Source organism: Listeria goaensis, from assembly GCF_900186125.1.
Lineage (GTDB): Bacteria > Bacillota > Bacilli > Lactobacillales > Listeriaceae > Listeria > Listeria goaensis.
On sequence record NZ_FYBQ01000001.1, the window covers coordinates 282204 to 308360 of the forward strand.

General features: G+C 41.2%; 22 protein-coding genes and 2 other annotated features. Of the genes, 17 read left to right on the forward strand and 5 right to left on the reverse strand.

The window, feature by feature from the left end:
* Positions 1-24 precede the first annotated feature (24 nt).
* The 5 genes from CFT42_RS01390 (at position 25) to CFT42_RS01410 (ending at position 7399) form a co-directional block, all read left to right on the forward strand.
* Positions 25-3240, forward strand: a complete 3216-nt coding sequence (locus tag CFT42_RS01390; protein WP_088815210.1) for a DEAD/DEAH box helicase — start codon at positions 25-27, stop codon at positions 3238-3240.
* Positions 3241-3243: 3 nt separating this feature from the next.
* The gene (locus CFT42_RS01395) at positions 3244-3660 is read left to right on the forward strand and encodes a general stress protein (protein ID WP_088808814.1); all 417 of its coding nucleotides are present in this window, start codon (positions 3244-3246) and stop codon (positions 3658-3660) included.
* A 150-nt stretch (positions 3661-3810) separates the two neighbouring features.
* On the forward strand, positions 3811-6507 hold the full coding sequence (gene acnA, locus CFT42_RS01400; protein WP_088808815.1) for an aconitate hydratase AcnA: 2697 nt from the start codon (positions 3811-3813) through the stop codon (positions 6505-6507).
* A gap of 88 nt (positions 6508-6595) precedes the next feature.
* Positions 6596-6826: a hypothetical protein gene (locus tag CFT42_RS01405; RefSeq protein ID WP_240310278.1), complete on the forward strand. Its 231-nt coding sequence runs from the start codon at positions 6596-6598 to the stop codon at positions 6824-6826.
* A 6-nt stretch (positions 6827-6832) separates the two neighbouring features.
* The gene (locus CFT42_RS01410; RefSeq protein WP_088815212.1) at positions 6833-7399 is read left to right on the forward strand and encodes a DNA-3-methyladenine glycosylase I; all 567 of its coding nucleotides are present in this window, start codon (positions 6833-6835) and stop codon (positions 7397-7399) included.
* A 97-nt stretch (positions 7400-7496) separates the two neighbouring features.
* On the opposite strand, the gene CFT42_RS01415 is transcribed toward CFT42_RS01410, so the two are convergent.
* The 3 genes from CFT42_RS01415 to adhE all read right to left on the reverse strand — a co-directional run bounded on the left by CFT42_RS01415 (position 7497) and on the right by adhE (position 12289).
* Positions 7497-8549: an ABC transporter permease subunit gene (locus tag CFT42_RS01415; protein WP_088815213.1), complete on the reverse strand. Its 1053-nt coding sequence runs from the start codon at positions 8547-8549 to the stop codon at positions 7497-7499.
* Positions 8549-9463, reverse strand: a complete 915-nt coding sequence (locus CFT42_RS01420) for an ABC transporter ATP-binding protein (protein ID WP_088808819.1) — start codon at positions 9461-9463, stop codon at positions 8549-8551. The genes CFT42_RS01415 and CFT42_RS01420 overlap by 1 nt, the downstream gene beginning before the upstream one ends.
* Positions 9464-9688: 225 nt before the next feature.
* Complete coding sequence (gene adhE, locus CFT42_RS01425) at positions 9689-12289, reverse strand: bifunctional acetaldehyde-CoA/alcohol dehydrogenase (protein ID WP_088815214.1); 2601 nt, start codon at positions 12287-12289, stop codon at positions 9689-9691.
* Between the two features lie 312 nt (positions 12290-12601).
* Positions 12602-12851: a binding site (T-box leader), on the forward strand.
* Between the two features lie 41 nt (positions 12852-12892).
* Positions 12893-13104, forward strand: a binding site (T-box leader).
* 53 nt (positions 13105-13157) lie between these two features.
* On the opposite strand from adhE, the gene trpE reads away from it, so the two are divergent.
* The 9 genes from trpE (at position 13158) to CFT42_RS01470 (ending at position 21713) form a co-directional block, all read left to right on the forward strand.
* Complete coding sequence (trpE, locus tag CFT42_RS01430; RefSeq protein WP_088815215.1) at positions 13158-14516, forward strand: anthranilate synthase component I; 1359 nt, start codon at positions 13158-13160, stop codon at positions 14514-14516.
* Positions 14513-15103, forward strand: coding sequence for an anthranilate synthase component II (locus CFT42_RS01435; RefSeq protein WP_088808822.1), 591 nt, complete (start codon positions 14513-14515; stop codon positions 15101-15103). The genes trpE and CFT42_RS01435 overlap by 4 nt, the downstream gene beginning before the upstream one ends.
* The gene (gene trpD / locus CFT42_RS01440) at positions 15096-16115 is read left to right on the forward strand and encodes an anthranilate phosphoribosyltransferase (protein ID WP_088815216.1); all 1020 of its coding nucleotides are present in this window, start codon (positions 15096-15098) and stop codon (positions 16113-16115) included. The genes CFT42_RS01435 and trpD overlap by 8 nt, the downstream gene beginning before the upstream one ends.
* On the forward strand, positions 16112-16876 hold the full coding sequence (trpC, locus tag CFT42_RS01445) for an indole-3-glycerol phosphate synthase TrpC (RefSeq protein WP_088808824.1): 765 nt from the start codon (positions 16112-16114) through the stop codon (positions 16874-16876). Before trpD ends, trpC begins: the two co-directional genes overlap by 4 nt.
* Positions 16873-17502: a phosphoribosylanthranilate isomerase gene (locus CFT42_RS01450; protein ID WP_088815217.1), complete on the forward strand. Its 630-nt coding sequence runs from the start codon at positions 16873-16875 to the stop codon at positions 17500-17502. The genes trpC and CFT42_RS01450 overlap by 4 nt, the downstream gene beginning before the upstream one ends.
* Positions 17480-18679 carry a tryptophan synthase subunit beta gene (gene trpB / locus CFT42_RS01455; protein WP_088815218.1) on the forward strand — a complete coding sequence of 400 codons (1200 nt, stop codon included), beginning with the start codon at positions 17480-17482 and terminating at the stop codon, positions 18677-18679. The genes CFT42_RS01450 and trpB overlap by 23 nt, the downstream gene beginning before the upstream one ends.
* Positions 18676-19443 (forward strand): tryptophan synthase subunit alpha, encoded by a 768-nt coding sequence (trpA, locus tag CFT42_RS01460; RefSeq protein WP_088808827.1) that lies wholly within the window; start codon positions 18676-18678, stop codon positions 19441-19443. The genes trpB and trpA overlap by 4 nt, the downstream gene beginning before the upstream one ends.
* 58 nt (positions 19444-19501) lie before the next feature.
* Positions 19502-19927 carry a hypothetical protein gene (locus CFT42_RS01465; RefSeq protein ID WP_088808828.1) on the forward strand — a complete coding sequence of 142 codons (426 nt, stop codon included), beginning with the start codon at positions 19502-19504 and terminating at the stop codon, positions 19925-19927.
* Positions 19928-20099: 172 nt separating this feature from the next.
* Positions 20100-21713 (forward strand): putative polysaccharide biosynthesis protein, encoded by a 1614-nt coding sequence (locus CFT42_RS01470; protein WP_088815219.1) that lies wholly within the window; start codon positions 20100-20102, stop codon positions 21711-21713.
* Positions 21714-21730: 17 nt separating this feature from the next.
* On the opposite strand, the gene CFT42_RS01475 is transcribed toward CFT42_RS01470, so the two are convergent.
* A complete protein-coding gene (locus CFT42_RS01475) occupies positions 21731-22252 on the reverse strand; it encodes a P-loop NTPase family protein (RefSeq protein WP_088815220.1) in 522 nt (173 codons plus the stop codon).
* 67 nt (positions 22253-22319) lie between these two features.
* The gene (locus CFT42_RS01480) at positions 22320-23150 is read right to left on the reverse strand and encodes an NAD(P)H-hydrate dehydratase (protein WP_088815221.1); all 831 of its coding nucleotides are present in this window, start codon (positions 23148-23150) and stop codon (positions 22320-22322) included.
* A 106-nt stretch (positions 23151-23256) separates the two neighbouring features.
* Between CFT42_RS01480 and CFT42_RS01485 the strand changes: the two genes are divergently transcribed.
* The 3 genes from CFT42_RS01485 (at position 23257) to dat (ending at position 26117) form a co-directional block, all read left to right on the forward strand.
* Positions 23257-23664: an NUDIX hydrolase gene (locus tag CFT42_RS01485; protein WP_088808832.1), complete on the forward strand. Its 408-nt coding sequence runs from the start codon at positions 23257-23259 to the stop codon at positions 23662-23664.
* Between the two features lie 92 nt (positions 23665-23756).
* Positions 23757-25169, forward strand: a complete 1413-nt coding sequence (pepV, locus tag CFT42_RS01490) for a dipeptidase PepV (RefSeq protein WP_088815222.1) — start codon at positions 23757-23759, stop codon at positions 25167-25169.
* 75 nt (positions 25170-25244) lie between these two features.
* Positions 25245-26117, forward strand: a complete 873-nt coding sequence (gene dat / locus CFT42_RS01495) for a D-amino-acid transaminase (RefSeq protein ID WP_088815223.1) — start codon at positions 25245-25247, stop codon at positions 26115-26117.
* Positions 26118-26157 lie beyond the last annotated feature (40 nt).

Below are 26157 nucleotides of genomic sequence, written 5' to 3' on the forward strand. Positions count from 1 at the left end.
GGACTCTTAAAGCGAGGGATAATGATGAAACGGCAAATCAACATTCAAGATGAAATGGTGCCTTATCAAACGAAACAAGATGCCAAAGGACTTATAAAAAGTGAAGCCTTATATAAAATAGATGAAGAAAACGAGCAGACCAATTTTTACTTTTCTGACGGGGAAGTTGTCACGGAAACGGAACCAGATGTACTGGACTGCACGTGCGACAGCCACCTTTACGGGGAACGCGTCTGTAAACATATGTATGCCACTTATTTGAAAAAAGTAGAGTTGCTGCACGAAAAGAAAAAAATCAGTTTGAAAGAACGCATTTTAGAACAAGAATCCGTCACGCTTTTAGCACTTTTTCAAGAAAGTTTAGCGGACCAATTTGAGGTGCCTGTTTTAGATGCAAAGAAAACACTACAAATTGTTTACAATGTTTCATTAAAAACAGAAAACGAAGAGCGACAAATTGTGCTGGAGCTAAAAGTCGGCGCCGAGCGGACGTATGTTGTAAAAAACATTCAAGCCTTTCTTGATGCCGTGCGCTACAACCAGTTGCTCGTTTTTACAAAAAATTTCAGCTTTGATCCAAATGAACATACTTTTTCAGAAAAAGACTCCGCCATTCTCGAACTGCTCACGCAAATTTGCGATATCCAGAAGATGTATGAACTGTCCGACAGCTATTTTTCAAGAAGTTACGAAGACGACAAAACGCTCATCGTGACGCCGTATTTGGCAGAAGAGCTACTTCAAAAACTCACAGGGGAAAACGCGAGTTTACAAATAATGAACGAAAAAAATGAAATTTTAATGCGCTATCCCGCTATTAAGATGGTCAAAGGGGAACTGGATTTCAACTATATTTTCAGAAGCACGTCAAACGGGAAATACCAAATTGAACTCGAATCGCTGCAACAAGCTGTTTTTTTAGAAAAATATCAACTCATCTTTTTAGACGGCACATTTCATCACTTAGAACGAAAAGAATGGCTAAGCATAATGCCACTTTTCGAATTCCAAAAAGTAACGAAAAGTGATGTTGTACAGTTCAACGAAGCTAGATTAAGCGAAATGGTGTCTTACGTTTTGCCAGCACTACAAAAAAGTGGCACAGTCGATGTGGACGAGACCATTCAAAATCGCATCATCAATTTTCCACTTGAGGCAAAGCTTTTTATTTCAATGACAGAAGACGACAAACATGAGCTGCGCCTGCAATATGAGTATGCAGATTGGGTTTTTGAACCTTTTCACACGGGGGAAAATGGAGCGAGCGCCGAGCGAATTGTTATCCGTGACATTGAAACAGAAACAAAAATTATGCAGCTTATTGAAAATGCCCCCATTTTATTTTCTGGAAATCGCATGGTTTTAAGCGCGAAAGAACAAGACTTATACCATTTTTATGCGCATATTGTGCCAAAGCTTAGCGAATATGTTGCAATCTTCATGGCAGACGGTATGGAAAACATGGCATTTCAAGATATTCAGCCAGTGACTTCCTTTGATGTGGCAGAAAACAATACGTTTCTATCAGTGTCCTTCCAATTTTTGGGCATTCCAGAAGATGAAACAAAAGATGTACTTTTATCCTTACGTGAGAAAAAAACGTATCATCGTTTAAAAAATGGCCAATTTTTATCGCTTGAAGACGAAAGCTTTGAGCAAATTAAACGGATTTTCGAATTGCTTGACGTTCGGCAAAATGAAGTCAAACAAACGATGCAGTTGCCCGTCTATCGCGGCATCCAGCTTTATGAACTGGAAAAAGGCCAACAAGATCGGCAAAAATTCAGTAAGAAATATCGCGAATTGCTTGAAGAAGTCCAACATTTTTCCGATGAACATTATAACGTTCCAAAAGCCCTAAATACCACACTTCGCGACTACCAAATTGTTGGCTTTGAATGGATGAAATCCCTTTCGAAATACCAACTAGGTGGCGTGTTAGCTGATGATATGGGGCTTGGGAAAACCATTCAAACGATTGCATTTCTTTTATCTGAGCTGGAGGAAAACGCAGAACTCGAGCCAATTTTAATTGTGACACCAGCCTCGCTCCTCTATAACTGGCTAAATGAATTCCAGACGTTTGCAAGTAGCATAAACGTGGAAATAGTGGAAGGAAGCAAGTTTTCACGCGCAGAACAATTGGCGGAACTCAAAAAAAATCAAGTGTATTTGATTTCTTATCAAACGCTGCGCCAAGATGCGGATTTGCTTGAAGGCAACTTGTTCCATACAATTATTTTAGATGAATCACAAATGATTAAAAACTATACGACGAAAGTTTCTCAGGCAGTCAGATTGCTCGACCGTAAATCGATGTTTGCGCTTAGCGGAACACCACTTGAAAATTCGGTGGATGAATTATGGACGATTTTTCAAACGATTTTACCAGGCTTTTTCCCGTCACTACGCAAATTTAAAGAGGTCGACCATCAACATGTAGCTGCGCTCATTCGACCGTTTTTACTTCGACGGCTCAAAAAGGATGTCGCGCGTGAATTGCCTGAGAAAATCGAAACGAATCTTTATTCAGAGCTTACAACTGAACAGAAACAAATTTATTTAGCCTATGTGGAAAAAATTCAAGCTGAACTTGCTTCCGGCGGCTTAAATCAAGGTGAGGAGCATATTCGTTTGCTTGCCGGTTTGACGCGCCTTAGACAGATTTGCTGTGATCCGCGCTTATTTATGCCAGAATACACAGGGGAGTCAAGCAAAGTTACGCAACTGTTCGATACGCTTGGGACAGCACTTCAAGGGGAGAAACGTGTTCTTATTTTCTCTCAATTTACAAGTATGCTACAATTAATTGCAGAAGGATGCGAAGAACAAGAAATTCCGTATTTTTATCTCGATGGAAAAACGAATGCAAAAAAACGTGTCGACGATGTCTTAGCTTTTAATCAAGGAGAAAAAAATGTGTTTTTAATATCCTTAAAGGCAGGCGGCACGGGTTTAAATTTAACGGGTGCCGATACGGTCATTCTATTCGACCTGTGGTGGAATCCCGCGATTGAAGAACAGGCGGCTAGTCGAGCGCACCGAATTGGACAAAAGAAAGTCGTGCAAGTCATTCGCTTTATTGCAAGAGGAACGATTGAGGAACGCATTTTTGAGCTTCAACAAAAGAAACAAGCCTTAGTAGATGCGCTCATTCAACCTGGTGAACAATTGCTTAACAAACTCACCATTGATGAGATGAAAGCACTACTTACATTTAATAAAGAAGGGATGCGTTGAAAAATGGATAAATGGGAAGTTTTGTCAGTAGAAAATGAAGAGGAAGCAGTCAAACAAATCGAACAACTTGTTCAAAAAGGATATACAAAAGAGGATATTTCTGTTCTAGCTAAAAATAAGAAAATGAGTGAGGAAATAGCCGAACGAACTGAAACAGAACAGGAACGCCCAGTAAACGAAGAAGCATTCGGCATCATTTCCGGTATTCTGCAAAGTTTAAGTGGCGCCATTGTCATTCCGCAAGCATATAATCCGAAGTACGGTGCACTCTATGCAGCAGGCCCATTTGCTAAATGGTTTTCACGTACAAATGATAAAACGGTGAAACGTCTACTAGAGGATTTCGATTTAACAGATGAACAAATCGCTCATTTTGTTAGCGAACTTGATGAAGGTAAATTATTATTGCTCGCAAGATAGGCATAAAAAGGCATAACTTTATGCCTTTTTTTATGCTTATAACTAAAACTTATTGTGTTTATGCAAAATAACTTAGTTTACTTATCATGTACTTTCCAGTAAAATAAAGTAGGGAATATCAATCGTTTCGAAATGAAGGAGGAAACGTGGATGACAAACTTGAAAGCGAAAGCAAAATCATCTTTTCAATTGGATGATAAAACGTATCACTATTTTAAATTAAAATCGTTAGAAGCGAACATTGAAAGGTTGCCTTATTCGATTCGAGTGCTCTTGGAATCGGTTTTAAGACAGAGCGACGGCAAGGCAATCACAGAAGAACATATTAAGGGGCTTAGCAATTGGTCGAAAGAAGCAAGTCAAAACGACGGAGAAGTTCCGTTTAAACCTGCACGAGTGATTTTACAAGACTTTACGGGTGTCCCTGCTGTTGTTGACTTGGCTTCACTACGTAAAGCGATGGCGGACTTGGGGGGCGATCCGGAGAAAATCAATCCGGAAATTCCAGTAGACCTTGTTGTGGACCACTCTGTTCAAGTAGACAGCTATGCAAATCCAGAAGCGCTTAAAATCAACATGGAGCTTGAGTTTCAGCGCAATATGGAACGTTATCAGTTCTTGAACTGGGCGCAGAAGTCATTTGATAATTACCGCGCTGTGCCGCCTGCAACTGGAATTGTGCATCAAGTCAATCTGGAATATTTGGCGAGCGTTGTTATCGCAAAAGAGGAAAGCGGCGAAACTATCGTGTTTCCAGATACACTCGTTGGGACCGACAGCCATACAACGATGATTAACGGTATTGGGGTGCTCGGCTGGGGCGTTGGCGGGATTGAGGCTGAAGCAGGAATGCTCGGACAACCTTCGTATTTCCCAATTCCTGAAGTTATCGGTGTGAAGCTGACAGGCGCTCTACCGAACGGCGCAACGGCTACGGATTTTGCACTTAAAGTGACACAAGTTCTTCGGGAGAAAAAAGTCGTAGGGAAGTTCGTGGAATTTTATGGACCAGGCGTGTCGACGTTACCGCTTGCAGACCGCGCAACGGTGGCTAACATGGCGCCAGAGTACGGGGCAACTTGTGGATTTTTCCCTGTTGATGCTGAGTCACTGACATACTTGCGTTTAACGGGCCGCAACGAGGAACAAATTCGCCTTGTTGAAGCTTATTTAAAAGAAAATGATTTATTCTTTACGAAAGAAAACCGTGAGCCTGATTATACAGATACGGTAGAAATTAACTTAAGCGAAATTGAAGCGAATCTTTCAGGACCGAAACGTCCGCAAGATTTAATTCCTTTATCTGATATGAAGGAAACGTTCCAAAAATCCATCTCAGCGCCTGCTGGTAATCAAGGATTCGGCTTAGAACCAGATGCGCTAAATAAACATGCGAAAGTCGTGTACGGAAACGGCGATGAATCCGTGATGAAAACAGGTTCGGTTGCCATAGCCGCGATTACAAGTTGCACAAACACGTCCAATCCATATGTCATGCTTTCAGCCGGCTTAGTCGCAAAAAAAGCAGTGGAACTTGGACTTGAAGTGCCTAAATTTGTGAAAACTTCGCTTGCTCCTGGTTCAAAAGTAGTAACCGGTTATTTGGAGAAAGCAGGATTGCTACCTTATTTAGATAAACTAGGCTTTGATTTAGTCGGCTACGGTTGTACAACATGTATCGGGAATTCTGGTCCATTAAAAGATGAAATTGAAGCGGCGATTCAAGAAAATGATTTGCTTGTGTCAGCTGTTCTTAGTGGAAATCGAAATTTTGAAGGTCGGATTCATGCGCTTGTAAAAGCGAACTTTTTAGCTTCGCCTCCGCTTGTTGTGGCATATGCCTTAGCGGGCACAACAAATATCGATTTAGAAAATGAGCCAATTGGGCACGGAAATGACGGAAAGGCGTACTTCCTAAAAGATATTTGGCCTTCTTCAAACGAAGTGAAACAACTTGTGGAAGAAACCGTAACACCTGAACTATTCCGCGAACAATACGCGCGTGTTTTTGATGAAAATAAAGCATGGAATGCCATCAATACAACAGATGAGGCGCTTTATCAGTGGGACGATACTTCAACGTATATCGCTAACCCACCATTTTTTGAAAACTTATCGAAGGAAAAAGGAAAAGTGGAAACTTTGTCTGACCTTCGGGTGATAGGGAAGTTCGGTGACTCCGTTACGACTGACCACATTTCACCGGCCGGCGCCATTGGGAAAGATACTCCAGCAGGTCAATTTTTACAAGCGCAAGGTGTTGCGATTCGCGACTTCAACTCATATGGCTCAAGACGAGGCCATCATGATGTGATGATGCGCGGAACGTTTGCGAATATTCGCATCAAAAATCAAATCGCAGAAGGTACAGAAGGTGGCTACACAACTTATTTCCCGACAAAGGAAGTCATGTCTATCTACGATGCTTCACGCAAATATATGGCTGATGGCACTGGTCTAGTTATCCTTGCCGGCGATGATTACGGAATGGGGTCTTCACGCGACTGGGCAGCCAAAGGAACAAATTTACTTGGGATTAAAACGGTCATCGCGAAAAGCTACGAGCGAATTCACCGTTCCAACCTCGTCATGATGGGCGTCTTGCCACTTCAATTTAAACAAGGTGAAGGTGCTGACGCACTCGGCTTGACAGGCGAAGAAACATTCCACGTTGCCATTGATGAATCCGTCACACCAAGAAGTCTTGTTGAAGTGACCGCTACTTCACCAAACGGTAAAGTAACGACATTCGAAGCGATTGCCCGCTTTGATTCAGAAGTTGAAATCGACTACTACCGCCACGGTGGTATTTTGCAAATGGTTTTACGCGGAAAACTAGAAAATTAATCCGAAAGACCGCTTTTCAGAAAGCGGTCTTTTTTTAATTGCATTTAGCGAACTAATGTTCTATAATGGGTGGAGAAAGGAAAATGAGATGCGAAAAAACACGTTATTAATTTTACTTATTATTATTAGTTTGATGCTTAGTTTAATCACGTCTATAAGTGGTTATAAAATTCCGTTGCCACCACTTGTTTTAGTTATTTTCACAGCAATCTGTCTTGCACTAGGGCTGATGGAGTGGCGAGCAAAGCATTTTTATTTTGCGTATGTCGCGTTTTTTTGTGGTGCATTTCTGTGCATGCAGTATATTTTAGGAGGATGAGTGTTTATGAGTGAACAAAAGCGATGTAGTTGGGCAGCGAATGGCGATGCTGTCATGCTGGCGTATCATGATGATGAATGGTGCAAGCCGAGCTACGAGGATACATATCTTTTTGAGCTTTTAAACTTAGAGGGGGCTCAAGCTGGCTTATCTTGGCGCACGATATTGAATAAGCGAGCAGGGTACCAAGAAGCCTTTTTACAATTTGATATTGACGCTTGCGCCAAACTGACAGACGAAGAGTTGGCAGACATCGTGAGTAATGCCGCCATTATCCGAAATAAAGCGAAAGTGAATGCCGTTAGAACGAATGCGCAGGCTACCCAAAAGGTGCAGGCAGAATTTGGTTCATTTTCAAAATATATGTGGCATTTTACAGACGATAAAGTGATGAATCATCAACTTAGTGAAAATCAGGAAATGCCGGCGAAAGATGAACTCTCCGAACGAGTAAGTAAAGACATGAAAAAACGCGGCTTTAAGTTTGTCGGCCCCGTCATTGTATATTCCTATCTACAGGCAATCGGTGTGATTAATGATCATGCGGTAACTTGTGCTTATAACCAGCAATGAGTTAAAATTAAAAGAAGCATAAATCCAGGAATAGTACCATTTTAAAAAATGGTTTTTCTGGAATTATGCTTCTTTTTATTGTCGTTTCAAATTTAGATTAACTAAGTGCGACATCTCGTTTTCTAAAGAAATAAAAGCTGATGCCAAGAAATATCAGCACATAGACTGCAAGCCCCGAAATGATTTGCCAAATCGCTAAATCTCCAGCGATGGGGTTTCCAGTAACAGCACTGTTCAAGTTTAACAAGTTAAATATAAGCCATTTCAACCAGTCATATTTTTCGATTGCGATTGGTAAGAGGGCTGAAAGAATAGAACCAGAGAACAATACCCCTAAACTTACACCAACAGCAAGTGCTTGAGAGCGAACAACGGCTGAGAACAAGAAGGCAATACTTGCATAAACAATCATCATAATAAAATTAGAGCCGAGCAGAAGTAGCGCAGATTGCAACGCATTTAATGCCCCAGAATCTGGTGATACTGGCATGAGATACGCCCCGCTAGGCAAAATGAATGAGAATAAGAATGCAGAAATAAATAGCACAATGCTCGTAATCACAGCATACAGAATGACAACCGCAAGCTTAGATGCAAGAATTTGACTTCGCGAGTAAGGCCGAGCTAAAAGCAATTTAATTGTTCCACCCGAAAATTCGGAAGCAACTATAATACTTGCTATGACAGCAACTAGAATGCTCGCAATCATATTCATAGTACCAAGACTTGCAAAAAATTCTGCACCAGTCATAGAACTTACAGATGACATTGGTATTTTACCTTCATCAGCATAAACTTGATAATAATCTATTTGTTTTTGGATGTTTTCCTGATCTTCTTTTGGAGCTGCTTCCTTTGAAACTTTTAAAGCAGCGACAGAATCTTTAGGAGAAAGGACCTTTTCTGTATAACCAGTTGCTTTATTCTCATTTTGTGCGTTCCAGTAGTCATCTTCTGAAATAGGTTGTCCGTCCGCATTATAATAAGATGTAATTCCTTGTGGTTGCAGCTTTTCTTCCACACCGTCTGTTCTTGAAATCGTGAACATCAACATAGTCATCAAGAAAATCAGAACAACAAGAATAATTTGCATACTCCAACTTGATTTTTTTAGAAATAATTTTTGAAACTCGTTTTGAATTAAACGCATTAGATTTCCCCCCCGTTTGTAAGTGCTAAGAAGCGATCTTCGAGTGAGAATTGAACTTTGGATAATTCAAGAATGTCCAAATTAGCCCGGATAAGTGCGCGGGCGATTTCTGGAAGGACTTCGCGCGTCACATTTAACACAAACTGATTCTCTCTTTGTTCAATGATTTCGAGGTCAAGCGTGTCTAATACGAGCTTAGCGCTAGCGCCGTCTGAAACCTCAAGTGTGACTTTTAACGTTTTATCCGCAGTTAAATCTGTCATTTTCTCAATGTGCGTCAGATGCCCTTTGTCAATAATGGCAAAGCGATCCGTAATTTGTTGAATTTCAGCTAAGAGATGACTTGAAATTAAAACAGAAGTGCCATTTGCAGCGAGCTCTTTAATCAGCGTTCGAAATTCCGCCATGCCTTGTGGGTCAAGCCCATTTGTTGGTTCATCGAGAATGAGTAGGGCAGGTTCATGAATTAAAGCTTGTGCAACGCCAAGACGCTGGCGCATACCAAGAGAATACGTTCTAACTTTATTATGAATCGCATGACTCAATTTTACTTTTTCCACAATCGCGCTAATTTCCTCATCTGAAATATCTTTTCGACTCATACGCGCAAATTGCTTTAAATTTTTCCAGCCAGACATATACATGTAAAATTCAGGATTTTCAATGATAGCCCCAATATTTTGAATGGCTTCTTTGAAGTTTTCGTCTAAATTGACCCCGCAGATGGAAACTTGCCCATTTGTTTTCGAGATTAACCCAACGATGGAGCGAATAATCGTTGTTTTTCCTGCACCATTTGGTCCAAGTAAACCGAAAACTTCCCCTTTTTCAATTTCAAAACTAATGTTATGTATGATTTCTTTTTTGCCAATTTTTTTCGAGATATTTTCAAGTTGTAACACCGTTTCAGGCATTTGCTCACTTCCTTTTTCACAGAATATAATCAGTATACACAAAATCTACACAATTAACATGAATCTATAGATTGGTCATCGATTAGGTCTTTAGGTGTAGAAAAAAACAACTTGCTATGTAAGCTTGGCATACTTACATGCAAGTTGTTTTTAGAGATTGTATATTAGGGAATGAAGATAACAATCTACGCTACTCATTTCTTTAAAGGTGGGAGTGAGTCTTCATTAAACGCCTTTGTAAGCTTCAACATAAATTTGTTTCAATTCGCTGACAAGAGGTTGTTTTGGATTCGCTGTTGTACATTGGTCCATAAAGGCGCGATCAGCTAATGTGTCTACAACGGCATCAAATTGTTTCTTATCAACATTTTGTCCTTTAAGACTCATATCAATTCCGATGTCTTTACCTAACTTAATGATGGCATCAACAAGGGAAGCAACGCCTTCTGCCGCAGTATTCGCTTTTAATCCAAGAATACGAGCAATGCGAGCATAATCTTCGTCAGCAGTAAAGCTTTCATATTTAGGGAATAAAGCATGTTTTCTAGGTTTAAGCGCATTGTAGCGAATAACGTGTGGCATTAAGATAGCGTTCGCACGACCGTGTGGAATGTGGAATTCCGGTCCGATTTTATGTGCTAAACTATGGTTGATTCCAAGGAATGCATTCGCAAAAGCCATACCAGCTAGGGCAGAGGCATTATGCATTTTCTCACGTGCATCCTCATCACCTTTAAGAACAGAATCGCGTAAGTTGGCGAACACTAATTCAATCGCTTGAATGGATAAACCACGTGTATAGTCGCTTGCCATAACAGAAACGTAAGACTCAATAGCATGCGTTAACACGTCCATACCAGTATCAGCTGTGATGTGTGCTGGAACAGTTGTGACATACTGTGCATCAACAATAGCAACATCTGGCGTAAGTTCATAATCAGCAAGCGGATATTTAATGTTGTTTTCTTTGTCAGTAATAACTGCAAATGGCGTTACTTCAGATCCAGTACCACTTGTAGTTGGGATAGCAACAAATTTAGCTTTTTCCCCAAGTTTAGGGTATTTGAACGTACGTTTACGAATATCCAAGAATTTTTGTTTTAAGCCAAAGAACGAAGCTTCAGGATGCTCATAAAACAACCACATACCTTTTGCCGCGTCCATAGCGGAACCACCACCGAGCGCGATAATGCAATCTGGTTTAAAGTCTTTCATAAGTTCTGCACCTTTATAAACGGTGACATCAGACGGATCTGGTTCAACGTCAGCAAACACTTGATAATCCACATCGTTTGAACGACGTTTTAAGTGGTCGATAACAACGTCAACGTACTTAAATTGTACCATTCCAGGGTCAGTCACGATAAATACGCGATTTAAACCTTCCATTTTTTGCAAGTATTGCGTGGAATATTTTTCAAAGAATACTTTCGGTGGTAATTTAAACCATTGCATATTATTTCTCCGATCTGCGATACGCTTTACATTTAAAAGGTTCGTTGCACTAACGTTTTGCGAAACAGAGTTTTTACCGTAAGAACCACATCCAAGTGTAAGGGAAGGGATAAAGCCGTTATAAATGTCTCCGATACCGCCTTGAGCAGATGGTGCATTCACGATAATACGGCAAGCTTTCATACGAATACCAAATTGTTTTTGCGCTTCACTATCTGTTGAATGAATAACAGCCGAGTGACCTAAACCGCCATATTCAAGCATTTCTTCTGCGCGGTCGAAAGCTTCTGCTTGATTTTTCGCTTCAATGAAAGCAAGAACTGGGCTTAATTTTTCATGAGAAAGCGGATATTTATCACCCACGCCTTTAATTTCAGCGATTAAAATTTTCGTTGTTTCTGGAACTTTAAAGCCAGCTTGTTCAGCAATCCAAGCAGGGGATTTACCAACAACGTCAGGGTTTAATGTGCCTTTTTCAGGGTTGATAACATAGCTTTCAAGTTTTTTGAATTCAGCGCCTTTTACAAAATAGCAATCGTTAGCAGCGAATTCTTCTTTCACTTCTTTCACAATTTCTTTGTCAACGATGACAGCTTGCTCAGACGCACAAATCATACCTTGGTCAAATGATTTAGAAAGAATGATGTCGTTAACAGCGCGTTTAATTTTTGCTGTTTTATCGATGTAAGCAGGAACGTTACCAGGACCAACGCCTAGTGCCGGTTTACCAGTTGAGTAAGCGGATTTAACCATTCCAGCTCCACCTGTAGCAAGAACTAATGCAACTTTATCATGATTCATAAGTTGTTTTGTTGCCTCAAGAGATGGCTTTTCAACCCATTGAATACAGTTTTCAGGTGCGCCAGCTTTTACAGCTGCTTCATATACGACACGTGCCGCTTCAGACGAACATTTTTGAGCACTTGGGTGGAAAGCAAAGATAATAGGATTACGCGTTTTAATGGCAATAATCGCTTTAAATAAAGTTGTTGAAGTTGGATTGGTTACGGGTGTAACACCAGCAACAACGCCAACTGGCTCAGCAATTTCGATAACACCAGTTTGTTTATCTTCGTTAATGATGCCTACCGTTTTATTTGCTTTAATGTTATTCCAAATATATTCCGTTGCGAAAATATTTTTGATACATTTATCTTCATATAATCCACGACCAGTTTCTTCTACAGCCATTTTTGCAAGTGGCATATGTTGGTCAAGTCCTGCAACAGCCATTGCATGCACGATGGAATCAATTTGTTCCTGCGTGTAATTTTCAAAGGCTTTTAGCGCTTCTGCACCGTTGTTTGCTAACTTATCAATCACTTTTTGAACTTCTAAAACTTCGCGAGTAGCTTCTTCTTTAATTGCCATTTTTACAACCTCCTAGAATTATAAGGGACTTAAAATGTCCAACAAAGACTTAAAACGTCCCTATGTGTTTAAAAAAATTTGGCAGTCGACTTTTACCAGCTTTTTTAAGGTGTGACTTGATTACACCGTTAGTATACCTCAGCATAAAAAGTTTGTAAATAGTTTCACGTGAAAAGATTCACAAAATATTAAAATTAAGTCTTAAGGTCTATTTCGAAAGCGTTTTCTGGTTCTTTTGTTTTAGAAAAAAGGGGAATGAAAAATTAGGCTTGCAATTTAAATTTAATTTTGTTAAGATGAGAACAACTTAAAATAACAGCGTGAATGAAAGAGTAAGTAACCTAAAAAATTGTTTCAAGAGAGCCTGCGGTTGGTGTGAGCCGGTAACAATGATTAGTGTGAATGGACTTTCTAGCTCTAAACTGAACGGGGTAACCAAGTAGGATTTAGCGATTAAGCCTTATCGTTATACAAGGCACCATTTAGCTTTTGGCAGATGGAATAAAGTGAACTTAAATTTTTAAGTTAATCAAGGTGGCACCACGGGTCTTCCGTCCTTGTCTAGTAATTAGACATGGACGGGAGACCCTTTTCGTTTTATATGAAAAAGCACGAAGCAGGAAGAGTACTTTATTTGGAAAGTATAGAGAGCAAGCGGTTGGTGGAAGCTTGTCTGGAAAAATAAAGGAATGGGCCTTGCGCGTTCAATCTTGAACTATATAGTAGGGATTGACGGTTTGTTACCGTTAAAAACAAGAGATTAAGAAAGCATTTTCTTAAACAAGAGGTGGTACCGCGACACGTTCGCCCTCTAAAGGACAATTTGTTCTTTAGAGGGCTTTTTATTTTGAAAAAGGAGAGATGTGTGATGCAAAAAACAATTGAAGCAGATACATTGACGATTCCGCTAATTTATAAGCGATTAAGTGGAAAAAATAAAAGCTTGCTGGAAGGGACGGCAAAAGATGCTGAGGCAGGCAGATATTCGATTATCGCGTTTAATCCCGTACATGAAATTCAAATTTTTGGCAACACGTTCATTTTGGACGGCATCGAAACATTGGCAGAAGATCCGCTTGAAAAATTGTACGAACAAATTGTATTTATGGAAAGAGAAAAATTACCACTTCCATTTGAAGCAGGGGCCATTGGTTATGTTGGCTATGATATGGTGCGCCTTTATGAAAATATCGGAGAACCAAAATGCGATGATTTAAACCTGCCAGATGCGCACTTCTTTTTATACGATTCCTACGTCATTTATGATCATAAATTGGAGCGCTTGACGCTAGTTGAGGATAATGCCTATTCTAAGCGTGAGGACACGGAATTGCAGGCGGCGCTTGTAGACTTGGAACATGAAATTTTCACCCCCAAAAAAGGGGAAGCAGATCCGGCTCAGCTTGAATCGTTCGCCTTTAAAAGTCGACTTGAGAAGGCAGCTTTTATGGAAAAAGTAGCGCGTGCGAAAGCATTTATTGAAGCGGGGGACTTTTTCCAAGTTGTCTTGTCGCAGCGGCTCGAAGCAAAGTTCACGGGCGATGCCTTTTCGTTTTATCGCAAGCTCCGCCTCCTTAATCCATCTCCGTATTTATTTTTTATCGACTTTGGAGAAACGAAGCTAATTGGTTCATCGCCAGAAAGCTTAGTTAGCGTAAACGGCGACTTTGTGCAAACCAATCCAATTGCTGGCACTAGAAAACGAGGTCAGTCAGCAGCTGAAGATAAAATGTTAGCCGCCGAACTGTTGGCTGATGAAAAAGAGCTTGCAGAGCACCGTATGTTGGTCGACTTGGGGAGAAATGATATCGGGCGTGTGAGCGCGGTTGGCTCCGTTTCAGTTCCCATCTATTTAACTATCGAACGCTATCGTTTCGTGATGCATCTCGTATCTGTTGTGGAAGGACGACTATTGCCGGAATTGCATGCCTTTGATGCTCTGAAATCTGTTTTGCCTGCTGGAACTGTAAGCGGTGCCCCGAAAATTCGAGCGATGCAGCGACTTTATGAATGGGAAGATGTGAAACGTGGCCCGTACGGTGGTGCGGTAGGCTATGTGACGAAACGGGGAAACGCCGATTTTGCGCTTGCTATTCGGATGGCAGTCATCCATAAAGAGCATGTTTATGTTCAAGCGGGGGCTGGAATTGTTTATGATTCTGACCCAGAAAGTGAATATGATGAAACGTTACAAAAGGCGAAAGCGTTACTGGAGGTGGGAAAATGATTCTTTTGGTCGATAATTATGATTCGTTCACGTATAACTTGGCGCAATTTATTCAGGAGTTTGCCGAAGTTGAAGTTATTCGAAATGATGCGGACAACTTGTTCCAACGAGCAGAGATGGCGAGTGGCATTATTTTATCACCGGGACCGGGAAAACCTTCTGCTGCTGGAAATTTAGAAGCGCTTATTCAGAAGAAGGCGAATGAAACGCCGATTTTAGGAATTTGTTTAGGGCATCAGGCAATTGGTGAGGTTTTTGGCGCGAATGTCAGCCAAGCAAATGAAATTCGCCACGGGAAAATTTCGCAGATGACATGCGCCGAATCGGAACTATTTCAAGGCTTGCCAACAACGTTTGAAGTAATGCGCTATCACTCACTAATTGTTCAAAAAAACAGTTTGGGTGCAGAACTTTGCTCGCTTGGGGAAGCACTTGATGACAAGGAAATGATGGCGATGCAAGTTCGCGGTAAGCCGGTGTTCGGTTTGCAATTCCACCCTGAATCAATTGGCACGCCTTTTGGAAAACAGATTATTGGGAATTTTATTGAAATTACAAAAAAGGAAGGTGGAGTGAAAAATGGATAGGACGATGGAAAAATTATACGCGAAAGAAAATTTGTCAGAACTAGAAATGAGCAGTTTAGCGACAGACATGTTCCAAGGAAAACTATCCGAGATTGAAATTTCCGCAGTCTTAATGGCTTTGAAAATAAAAGGCGAGACACTAGATGAAATTTCCGGTTTAGCAAGCACTATGCAAAAATTGGCTATGAAAATCCCGTACGCAAAAGGCGATGCGATGGACAATTGCGGCACAGGTGGAGATAAATCGAATACATTTAACATTAGTACAACAAGCGCATTTGTACTTGCGGCAGGGGGAATCAAAATGGCCAAACACGGCAATCGTAGTGTATCGAGTCGCTCTGGAAGCGCTGATGTTTGTTCGGAGCTAGGTATTGAAATTGCTTTAACGCCTGACAAAATGGCTTATCTGCTCGAAAATGTCGGAATCGCCTTTTTGTTTGCGCCAAACATTCATCCCGCAATGAAATACGTGATGCACGTCCGCCAAACACTTAAAACACCGACCATTTTCAACTTAATTGGACCGATGACGAATCCCGTACCACTCGAGGCGCAGCTCATGGGGAGTTACCGGCGAGATCTTTTACGCGAAACCGCACTAGCGCTCGGAAAACTTGGTCGCAAGCGTGCGGTTGTAGTCAATGGCGCGGGTTATATGGACGAAGCCACTTTACTTGGGGAAAATCATATCGCCGTGTATGCGGACGGAAGCCTCCAAGAGTTGACGTTTTCGCCTGATGATGTGGGATTAAAAAAGACGACGCGTGAACAAATTCAAGGTGGCGATGCGAAACGAAATAGCCAAATTTTAACACGTGTTTTAGACAATGAAGAAGGACCTTGTTTGGATACGGTTTTACTGAATGCAGGACTTGGTTTTTATGCGTACGGGAAAGTCACGACGATAGAAGAGGGTGTTCTCATGGCTCGAAAAATTGTTGCAAGCGGTGAAGCGAAGTACAAATTGCAGGAATTGTTAGCTGCACAAAAGGAGGTTTTAGTAGGATGACAACATTTTTAGATAAAATATTAATGGAAAAACGCAAAGAAGTGGCGAAAATGGAAGAACAAGTGCTGCAAGTTCAGCCTGACAAGCCAAATTTTCTAACGTTTTTAGCGAACAATCCTGAAAGAATGCAACTAATTGCAGAAGTGAAGCGAGCTTCACCGTCTAAGGGAGCGATTAATTTGAACGTGGACCCAGTTAAGCAAGCAAAAGCCTATGAGCAAGCGGGTGCTGGTCTCATTTCTGTTCTAACAGATGAAATCTTTTTTAAAGGTTCCATGGCGGATTTACAAGCTGTTGCGCAGGCGGTTTCTGTCCCCGTTTTATGCAAAGACTTTATTATTAGTGAAAAGCAGATGATTCGTGCGAAAAATTGCGGTGCGTCAGTTATTTTACTTATTGTGGCGGCGCTTAGTGAGCCACAACTTAAAAGCTTATATGAAAAGGCTGTTGAAATCGGCTTGTTGCCACTTGTTGAAGTGCATGACCTCGAGGAATTAAAAATTGCTGAGTGGATAGGCGCTAAATTAATTGGTGTGAATAATCGAAATTTAAGTACCTTTGAAGTAGATATTGCGGTGAGTGAATCACTTGCAAAAGAAATGGTCAATCAATCCGCATTTTATATAAGTGAATCAGGATTTAAGACGGCAGAAGACGTTCAGCGCGTGCGGAAAAATTATCGTGCTGTTCTCGTTGGCGAAGCGTTAATGCGTGAAAAAAATCCGCGCGAGGCAGCAGAAAGGTTGCGTGTTCTACGATGAAAGTGAAGATTTGTGGTTTGAAAACAGTAGCTGATGCGAAATTCGCAGCCGAAATGGGGGCAGACATGATCGGCTTCGTTTTCGCTAAAAGCAAGCGCCAAGTGCAAGTCGAAGAAGCACGCAAAATGGCAGCAGTCTTACCAGATAATGTTTTAAAAGTAGGCGTTTTTGTGAATCCTGATTTGGAGGAAGTTTTATTTTTAAAAGAAAATGTGCCGCTCGATATCGTTCAACTTCACGGGAGTGAGACACCGGAATTTGCGGCGAAAGTTGGCCCAACAATCAAGGCTTTTAAAGTGCGGGACGGCGAAATAATTGGCGATGTTTCTGCGTATCAGGATAGCCTAATTTTGCTCGATGCACCACCTAAAGAATTTGAAGGCGGTTCAGGCGAGACCTTTGATTGGGAGAAAATAGGTATGGGCGATTTGCCAAAAAGCCGCCTTATCATTGCCGGCGGGCTAAACCCGCAAAACGTCACAGAAGCCATTCAAATTTTCGAGCCGTTTGGCGTGGATGTTTCGTCTGGCGTAGAAACAAATGATGTGAAAGACCAAATGAAAATCAAAGCATTTATTAAACATACAAAAGGAGCGGATAATCATGCACTACGAGGCACCGAATGAAAAAGGTTTTTACGGGAGTTACGGCGGACGCTTCGTTCCAGAATCACTGATGCGTGCGGTTTTAGAATTAGAAGAAGCGTATCAAAAGCTGTCTGAAACGAAGGAATTTAAGGAAGAACTGGCGGATTATTTAAAACAATATGTGGGGCGCGAAACGCCGCTTTATTTAGCCCAACAACTAACGGATTATGCTGGCGGGGCGAAAATTTATTTGAAGCGTGAAGATTTGAATCACACGGGTGCGCATAAAATCAACAATACAATTGGGCAGGCGCTCCTTGCGAAGTCGATGGGCAAGAAAAAGGTGGTCGCAGAAACAGGAGCGGGTCAACATGGTGTCGCAACGGCAACGGTTGCAGCGCTGTTCAATATGGAATGCACCATTTTTATGGGCGAGGAGGATATTAAAAGGCAGTCACTAAACGTGTTTCGCATGGAGCTTCTAGGTGCGAAAGTCGTGAGCGTCACTTCTGGGAGTAGAACGCTAAAAGATGCGGTGAATGAAACGTTACGTTACTGGGTGGAACACATTGAGGATACACATTATATTATGGGTTCTGTGCTCGGACCGCACCCTTTTCCGCAAATTGTTCGCGATTTCCAAAGTGTCATCGGAAAAGAAGCGCGAGCGCAACATTTAGCGGCAGAAGGAAAACTGCCAGATGCAGTCGTAGCCTGTGTTGGCGGCGGCAGTAACGCCATGGGATTATTCTATCCATTTGTGGCAGATGAAGCTGTCGCAATGATTGGCGTTGAGGCCGCGGGATTAGGATTAGAAACAAATTTCCAAGCTGCATCGATTACAAACGGGAAAAAAGGGGTGCTACACGGTGCGATGATGGACGTGTTGCAAGATGAAAATGGCCAAATTTTAGAAGCCTTTTCGATTTCTGCCGGATTAGATTATCCAGGGATTGGACCGGAACATTCTTATTTTAATCAATTGGGGAGAGCGAGCTATACGTCCGTTACTGATGATGAAGCGGTTCAAGCATTCCAGCTACTTTGCCAAACAGAAGGGATTATTCCCGCGTTAGAAAGTTCCCATGCAATTAGTTATGCCGTTAAACTTGCAAAGACGCTTCCAAAAGATGCAAGCATCATCGTTTGTTTGTCAGGCCGCGGGGACAAAGATGTCGATCAAATGAAGGCGAGATTAAAGGGGGAAGCAGAATGAAAACTTTGACGCGCGTACTAAACGAACGAAAAGCTCAACATAAACCACTTATTGTGCCCTACATTATGGCGGGGGACGGTGGACTCGATACACTACCTGAAACCATTTCTTTTTTGGAGGAAAACGGAGTCGCTGCCATCGAAATTGGTATCCCGTTTTCCGACCCAGTTGCAGACGGACCAATTATACAGCAAGCGGGACTACGCGCTTTAAACGAGCAAATAAGCTTAAGAGACATTGTGAAGACGCTGCAACACACACAATCAAACGTGCCACTCGTCATGATGACCTATTTTAATCCCATCTTCCAAATTGGTGTCCCGACATTTATCGAAAGTTTGCGCGGAACAAACGTAAAAGGCTTAATCATTCCCGATTTGCCGTATGAGCATCAAGATTTACTGACGCCATACCTTGACGATGCAGATATCGCCCTCGTGCCACTCGTTTCCTTAACTAGTTCCAAACAGCGAATTGAGCAGATTGTAAAAGATGCAGAAGGCTTCATTTATGCTGTAACGGTGAACGGAACGACAGGAACAAGACAAACGTTTGGAGAAAATATTGGTTCTCATTTGCAAAACTTAAAAGCGCAAACGGACATTCCTGTTTTAGCTGGCTTCGGTGTATCAAAAGTGGAACATGTCGAACAATTTATGCAAGTCGCGGACGGGGTTGTCATCGGGAGTAAAATTGTGTCGCTTCTCCATGAGGCGAAGCACGCGGAATTGGCTGATTTTTTAACCAAAGTCAGTGAGGTTTAGCTCGGTTTGACGGGTCGCTTGCGGTATGGTAAAGTCAGTGAGAAAGCGTGGTGTTTGTATGCCTGAAATTTATTTAAAACAAGCAAAAACGACAACGATTATTATTGCGCTTGTTTCCATTTTGCAAGCGATTCTTGCGATCGTAGGCTTAGTCACAGTGGTGCTCGTGATTCCTAATCAGGAAGAATTAAAGCTGACGCAAGCAGTGATTCGTACGGCACTTGTGAATACGTCAATCAACGTGATCTTTTTCGTGCTTTTTTCGGTTTTATTCTTGCTTGCGTATCGCCGTTTAAGAAAAGGGCTTCTCGTTCGTGTAAGACTCTATATGTTTTATATTGTATTCATGATTCTTTCTATCATTCTTGGCATGGTGAATGGCGGATTTAATTTGAGCAGTTTACTTATACCGGGAATGTTAATTCTACTCAGCGTGATTGCGATTTCTTCACTGCGTAAGGGAATGAGCGAGAAGGTAGAATGAATAAAAGGAATGAACTTTGAAAAAGGGCTTTAGCTTGCTACTTACAGTTCTTTTTAAGTTTGTTCTTTTTTTTTGGAGAATAAAGTGGTAAAGTTAACAAGAGACTAAACGGTTGGCAATACCTGTCATCTGTTTGAAGAATATTCTAATTTTTAGTAAAGGAAGTTTGAAGATGGGTTCAAAACTGCTTAGAGGAACGTTTATCCTGACACTTGGTACGCTTCTTTCCAAGGTGCTCGGGATTTTGTATGTCATACCTTTTTACGCGATTGTCGGGGGCGACGATCCGATGCTTCTTTACAACTTTGGTTATGTCCCGTACCAATTGTTTTTAAGTGTGGCAACTGCTGGGATTCCACTTGCTGTTGCAAAATACATAGCGAAATATAATGCGATGGAAGAATATGAAATTGGTCGCCGCTTGTTCCGAACGGGGATTTATCTAATGATTGTTTCAGGTATTATTTGCTTCATCGCAATGTACTCACTTGCACCATTTCTTGCTAGCTTACAACAGCTAGAAGGTGGCTACAGTCTGGCAGATGGTATCCAAGTCATTCGAGCAGTTAGTTTTGCTCTTCTTATCATTCCAGTCATGAGCTTACTTCGCGGTTTTTTCCAAGGATACAATTCCATGGGACCGTCTGCAGTATCGCAAGTCGTCGAACAACTTGTGCGCATTTTGTTCTTGCTTGCCAGCACATTTGTAGTACTTTACGTATTAGATGGCAGTATCGTAACAGCCATTAGTATGGCGACGTTTTCTGCCTTTGTCGGTGCGCTAGCTAGTTTTGCCCTATTAGTTTGGTATTACTTTAAACGTAAACCTGGGCTTGACCGCATGTTAGTAGACAGCCGAAATGAGCTTAAAGTATCGATTCCAACCTTATATAAACAAATCATTTTATCGGCGATTCCTTTTATCATTGTTGGCTCAGCCACTTCACTTTACCAATTAATCGATCAGTTTACGATGGGGCGAGTTTTACAATATATCGGCGTAACAGCCAACCAAGTAAAAGAATATGTGGCGGTTATTAACTTCGACGTTCAAAAATTAATCATGATTCCCGGAACACTCGCGATAGCCTTCTCCATGGCGCTCGTTCCACTCGTAACAGCCGCTTACGTACGCAACGAAAAAGAACAAGTAAAACGCCAATTAAATGACGTCTTCCAAATCTTGCTCTTTTTAACCATTCCAGCTTGCATCGGTATCGCTTTACTTGCAAGACCTTTATTTACGGTTTTCTTTAAAGCGAATGAAGTAGGGACTGACTTGCTGCAATTTTTTGCGCCAATCGCCGTCTTATTTTCCTTATTCGGAGTAACAGCTGCGGTTCTTCAAGGGATTGACGAACAGCGTTTCACCGTTTTAGGATTACTTCTCGGCCTGCTCGCAAAATCAGTCTTACAAATGCCGCTTATCATGGTTTGGGAAGCGAAAGGTTCCATTCTAGCAACTGGTATCGGCTATGCCGTTTCATGCGTATTCATGCTCATTATTATTAAAAAATACGTGCGTTTTTCATTCGGACTTGTCTTCCGAAGGGTGATTCTATTTATCTTTTTAACGCTCATCATGTCGGCAGCCGTTTTAGCAGTCTACTTCCCACTATCATTCGTTTTAAGTCCGGACCACAAAATGACTGCCACTATTTTAGTCATCATTTGCGGCGGTATCGGAGCTGTTGTATATGCCTATCTTGCCTTTAAATTGCATCTTGCAGATAAATTATTTGGCCCACGAGGAACGAGATTGCGCCAAAAATTAGGCATTAAATAAAAGAAAAAACGTCTTGCTTACATCATGCAAGGCGTTTTTCTTTTACTTTTTTTTAGAAAAGCAGAGATTTCCTTAGGTGATTTGAAAATTTTCACAGGTGTTGTTTCTTGCTTAAGCCGCTTGAGAAGCTCATTGCGTCTTTTCGGAAAATCCCAAACGAATTTCAAAAATTCGCCGTCTAGTCGTTCTGGACAACCAATTGCAGCATCTGGTCGCGTTTTGCCATAATTTTGAATTAACCGTTTTAGGACGCGAAAAAAATAAATGCGCCTCGGATAATCTAAAAAGATGATGCAATTGGACGGCGGAAATCTTGTTTTCCATGTATCCGTATAATTGCCTTCGATAATCCAGTTTTCCGCTAAGGAGGTGAGTTCTTCCACTTGTTTCAGAAATTCATCTTTAGGAATAGGCTCCCAGTTAGGCTTGAAAAATAAAGTATCTAAGTGAATAACGGGAATTTCGAGCGCATAACCAAGTTCTCTAGCCAATGTTGATTTTCCGGCCCCAGAAGGACCAATAATGTTAATGCGATACATATTTTCCCCCAATCAGTGCTGAAATGGATAGCTATTCTCTCATTTTACAGCACAACTGTCAATTTTCTTATTCATCTTGCATTTCGCTAAAAATCTTCAAATAAGTTGGTAACTCTCGTGAAATTTGTGTCGGAAGCACAACGAAGTTTTTTTTCGCTAAAATATCGCCAATATAACTATGGAAGAAAACGCCAGCTAAAACACCGTGTAGCGGTATGGTCGTTTGTTTCATCAAACCGGCAATGATACCACTTAGCGTATCGCCCATTCCACCAGTCGCCATGGCAGGCGAACCGTATATATTTTGCCAATTTTCCTCCGCAGTCAGCACTTTCGTTCGATGCCCTTTTAAAACAATCGTGGCGTCAAGTGAATGGCGAACTTCATCTGGTGTCGCTTCTTCTTGGGGTGCCAGTTTTTTTAAGCGCTCCCATTCACCAGCATGTGGAGTGAAATAAAGCGCGCAATTTGTTTTAGGTAAATTGCCTTTCGCATAAAGTGTAATCCCGTCACCATCAATAATGATGTTTTGGTGATTTTCAGCATGTTGTAATATAAATTCCATTAGCGTATACGCTTCATCATCAAGACCAAGTCCCGGACCAATTAGAATGGTATCAAAAGTTGGCAACAAGCGTTTTAATTCAACTAATTTTGCGTAATCTAAAAACATGCATTCTGGTAAGCGGCTATGTAAACTAGAACGATTGACGCGGTGCGAGGCGAGTGTTGTTAATCCAGCGCCGCTATACACGCTTCCCTCTGCTGCTAGAATGGCTGCTCCGCCGTACATTTCGTTGCCAGCAACTATGAGAACTTTGCCGTATTGATTTTTATATCCTTCATCTTCACGTTTTGGAATAAAGCTGCAAATCGCTTTTGGCGTTATTTTTTTCATAAATGCCACATCCTTTTATAAAAATTGGATTTTATTCGCCAAAGAAGATAAAATAGGTGGCGGATAATTTATTTTAATTTTATCGAAGGATAGGGGTGTTTGTAAAATGAAACCTGTATTTCCAGCCGTAAAAGCCGTTATCGTACAGGACGGGCATTTTTTAGCTTTAAAACGATCGGAGCAAGAAGAAGAGGTATACGATTTACCAGGAGGGAGAATGAACTACGGTGAAACGCATGCTGAATGTCTTTTTCGTGAGGTTTATGAAGAAACAGCTTTACAAGTGCAACCATTTATTTTGTATGATACGTGGGAATTTTTTCATACAGATTACCAAATTACAGGCGTGATTTACTTAGTGTCAATGCCAAATGACGGCGAAATTAACTTGTCGGATGAACATAAAGCTTACAAATGGTTGCCGCTTTCAAAAGCGGGTATAGAAGATTTAGATGTTGTCTTTAGTTCGCGAATGAATCGTTGGGATTTTGATGCGATAAAAGGGATCATGTAATTATTTTATGAAAACCTAGGTTTCTACTTTCTTATGTAGGAAAAAGGGTTTACAATGGTAGTGCAGAGTTTATTTTGGAAGGAATGAAGAAAATGACGGAAATCAATTGGCAAAAAGAAGTAGAAAGTAGAAAAGACGCTTTCTTAAAGGATTTAGAAGGGCTACTCCGGATTCCAAGTGTACGTGATGACGCAAAAGCAACCACTGAAGCTCCTTTTGGACCAGATGTAAAACAAGCACTAGATTATATGATTGCTTTAGGTGAAAAAGATGGTTTTACAACAAAAGAAGTAGGCAATGTTGCTGGACATATTGAGTACGGAGCAGGCGATGAACTTGTTGGTGTTCTTGGACATGTTGACGTCGTACCAGTTGGAGATGGCTGGACAAATGGACCTTTTGAACCAGTACTGAAAGATGGCAAACTTTATGCACGCGGCGTAGCCGACGATAAAGGACCAACAATTGCCGGTTATTATGCACTAAAAATCTTAAAAGAGTTAGATTTACCGATTTCAAAAAGAATTCGCATTATTGTGGGTTCAGATGAAGAAAGTGGTATGAGCTGTGTTGAGCGTTATTTTGAAACAGAAGAACAGCCGACTGTTGCGTTCGTTCCAGATGCTGAGTTCCCAATCATTCATGCTGAAAAAGGGATTTCTGAACTTGACGTTTCGTTTAAAGACAGCAAATCAGACAGTTATCAAGCTTTCCAATTGGTAAGCTTTGAATCAGGTGCGCGTTATAATATGGTGCCAGATCATGCGAGTGCTGTTTTAGAAGAAGTAAAAGACGTTGATTTGTTAAAACAAGAATTTCATAATTTCCTTTCAAGCCATGATGTAACAGGGGAATTTGACGTGAGTGCGAAGTCCGTTACACTTTCCGTTGTAGGTAAATCTGCGCATGCGATGGAACCGAATAACGGCGTCAATGCAGGACTCCACCTAGTTGCCTTTTTAGGTAAATTCGAGTTGACTGGAACGGCAAATGATTTTGTCACGTTCGGTCGCGATTATTTATACAATGATTCGCGCGCAGTTAAACTTGGTATCAACTATGAAGATAAAGAAAGTGGCGACTTGACGATGAACGTCGGCATCATTCGCTACAGCTTAGAGGAAGGTGGACGTTATGGTCTTAACTTCCGCTATCCAGTAACAGCAAACATGGACCGTCTTAAAACGAAGATGGAAACAGTTGTATTTGAATATAACGGTCGCTATACGCACTATGATGATTCCAAACCATTGTTCGTACCACAAGACCACCCGCTTATTCAAACGCTGCAAGAAGTATACACGAACCAAACAGGCGAAGAAGCAACTCTTCTTGCTATTGGTGGTGGGACTTACGCGCGCCATTTAGAAACAGGTGTCGCATTTGGAGCTCTCTTCCCAGGACGTGAAGACACAATGCACCAAAAAGATGAGTTTAGCTATTTTGATGATTTATTAAAAGCGACAGCTATTTACGCTGAAGCTCTTTACAAATTAGCAAAATAAGGAGTATAATTGAAAAAATTCTAGCTGCTGCGTTAGTTTCGTGGCAGCTTTTACTTTAATAAAGGAGTGAGTTACTTGAAAGTATTAGTTGGAGATAAAATCGTAGACCGAGAAGATGCCTACGTTGATATTGAGGACCGCGGGTATCAATTTGGTGACGGTGTTTATGAAGTGGTACGTATGTATAACGGGAAATTTTTCACCGCCGAAGAACATATTGATCGCTTATATGCGAGTGCGTCAAAAATTGATTTAGTCATTCCTTTCCCTAAAGAAAAGCTCTATAATTCTCTTTTAGAGCTTGCAAAAGCAAATCAAATTTCGACAGGAAATGTATACTTACAAGTAACACGAGGCATACAGCAACCGAGAAACCATATTATTCCCGACGAGTTTCCCCTTGAAGGAATTTTGACGGCAGCAGCCCGAGAAGTGCCACGAAATGAAGCACAATTTGTCACTGGCGGAACGGCAATAACGGAAGAAGATGTACGCTGGTTACGCTGTGATATTAAGAGCATTAGCTTACTTGGCAATATTTTAGCCAAAAATAAAGCCCATCAAAAAGGGGCGCTAGAAGCTATTCTCCATCGTGGTGATTTAGTCACAGAATGTTCAGCTTCCAATGTTTCAATTATTAAAGATGGTACATTAATTACGCATGCCGCGGATAATTTAATTTTAAACGGGATTACAAGACAAGTGATTTTAAAAGCCGCAGAAAAAGGGGCAATCCCTTATGAAGAACGCGATTTTACAGTACAAGAATTATTGAATGCCGACGAAGTTTTCATTTCGAGTACAACGCTTGAAGTAACCCCCATCACAAAAATTGATGAAACAGTCATTGGAAACGGAGAACGTGGACCGGTTACTGCACAGTTACATCAATTATTTGAAGAAGAAATTGTCGCAGCTTGCGGCGCTTTTGTGAAAGAAAATATTTAATTATGACAGGGAGGAACACTCCCTGTTTTTTATATGTAAA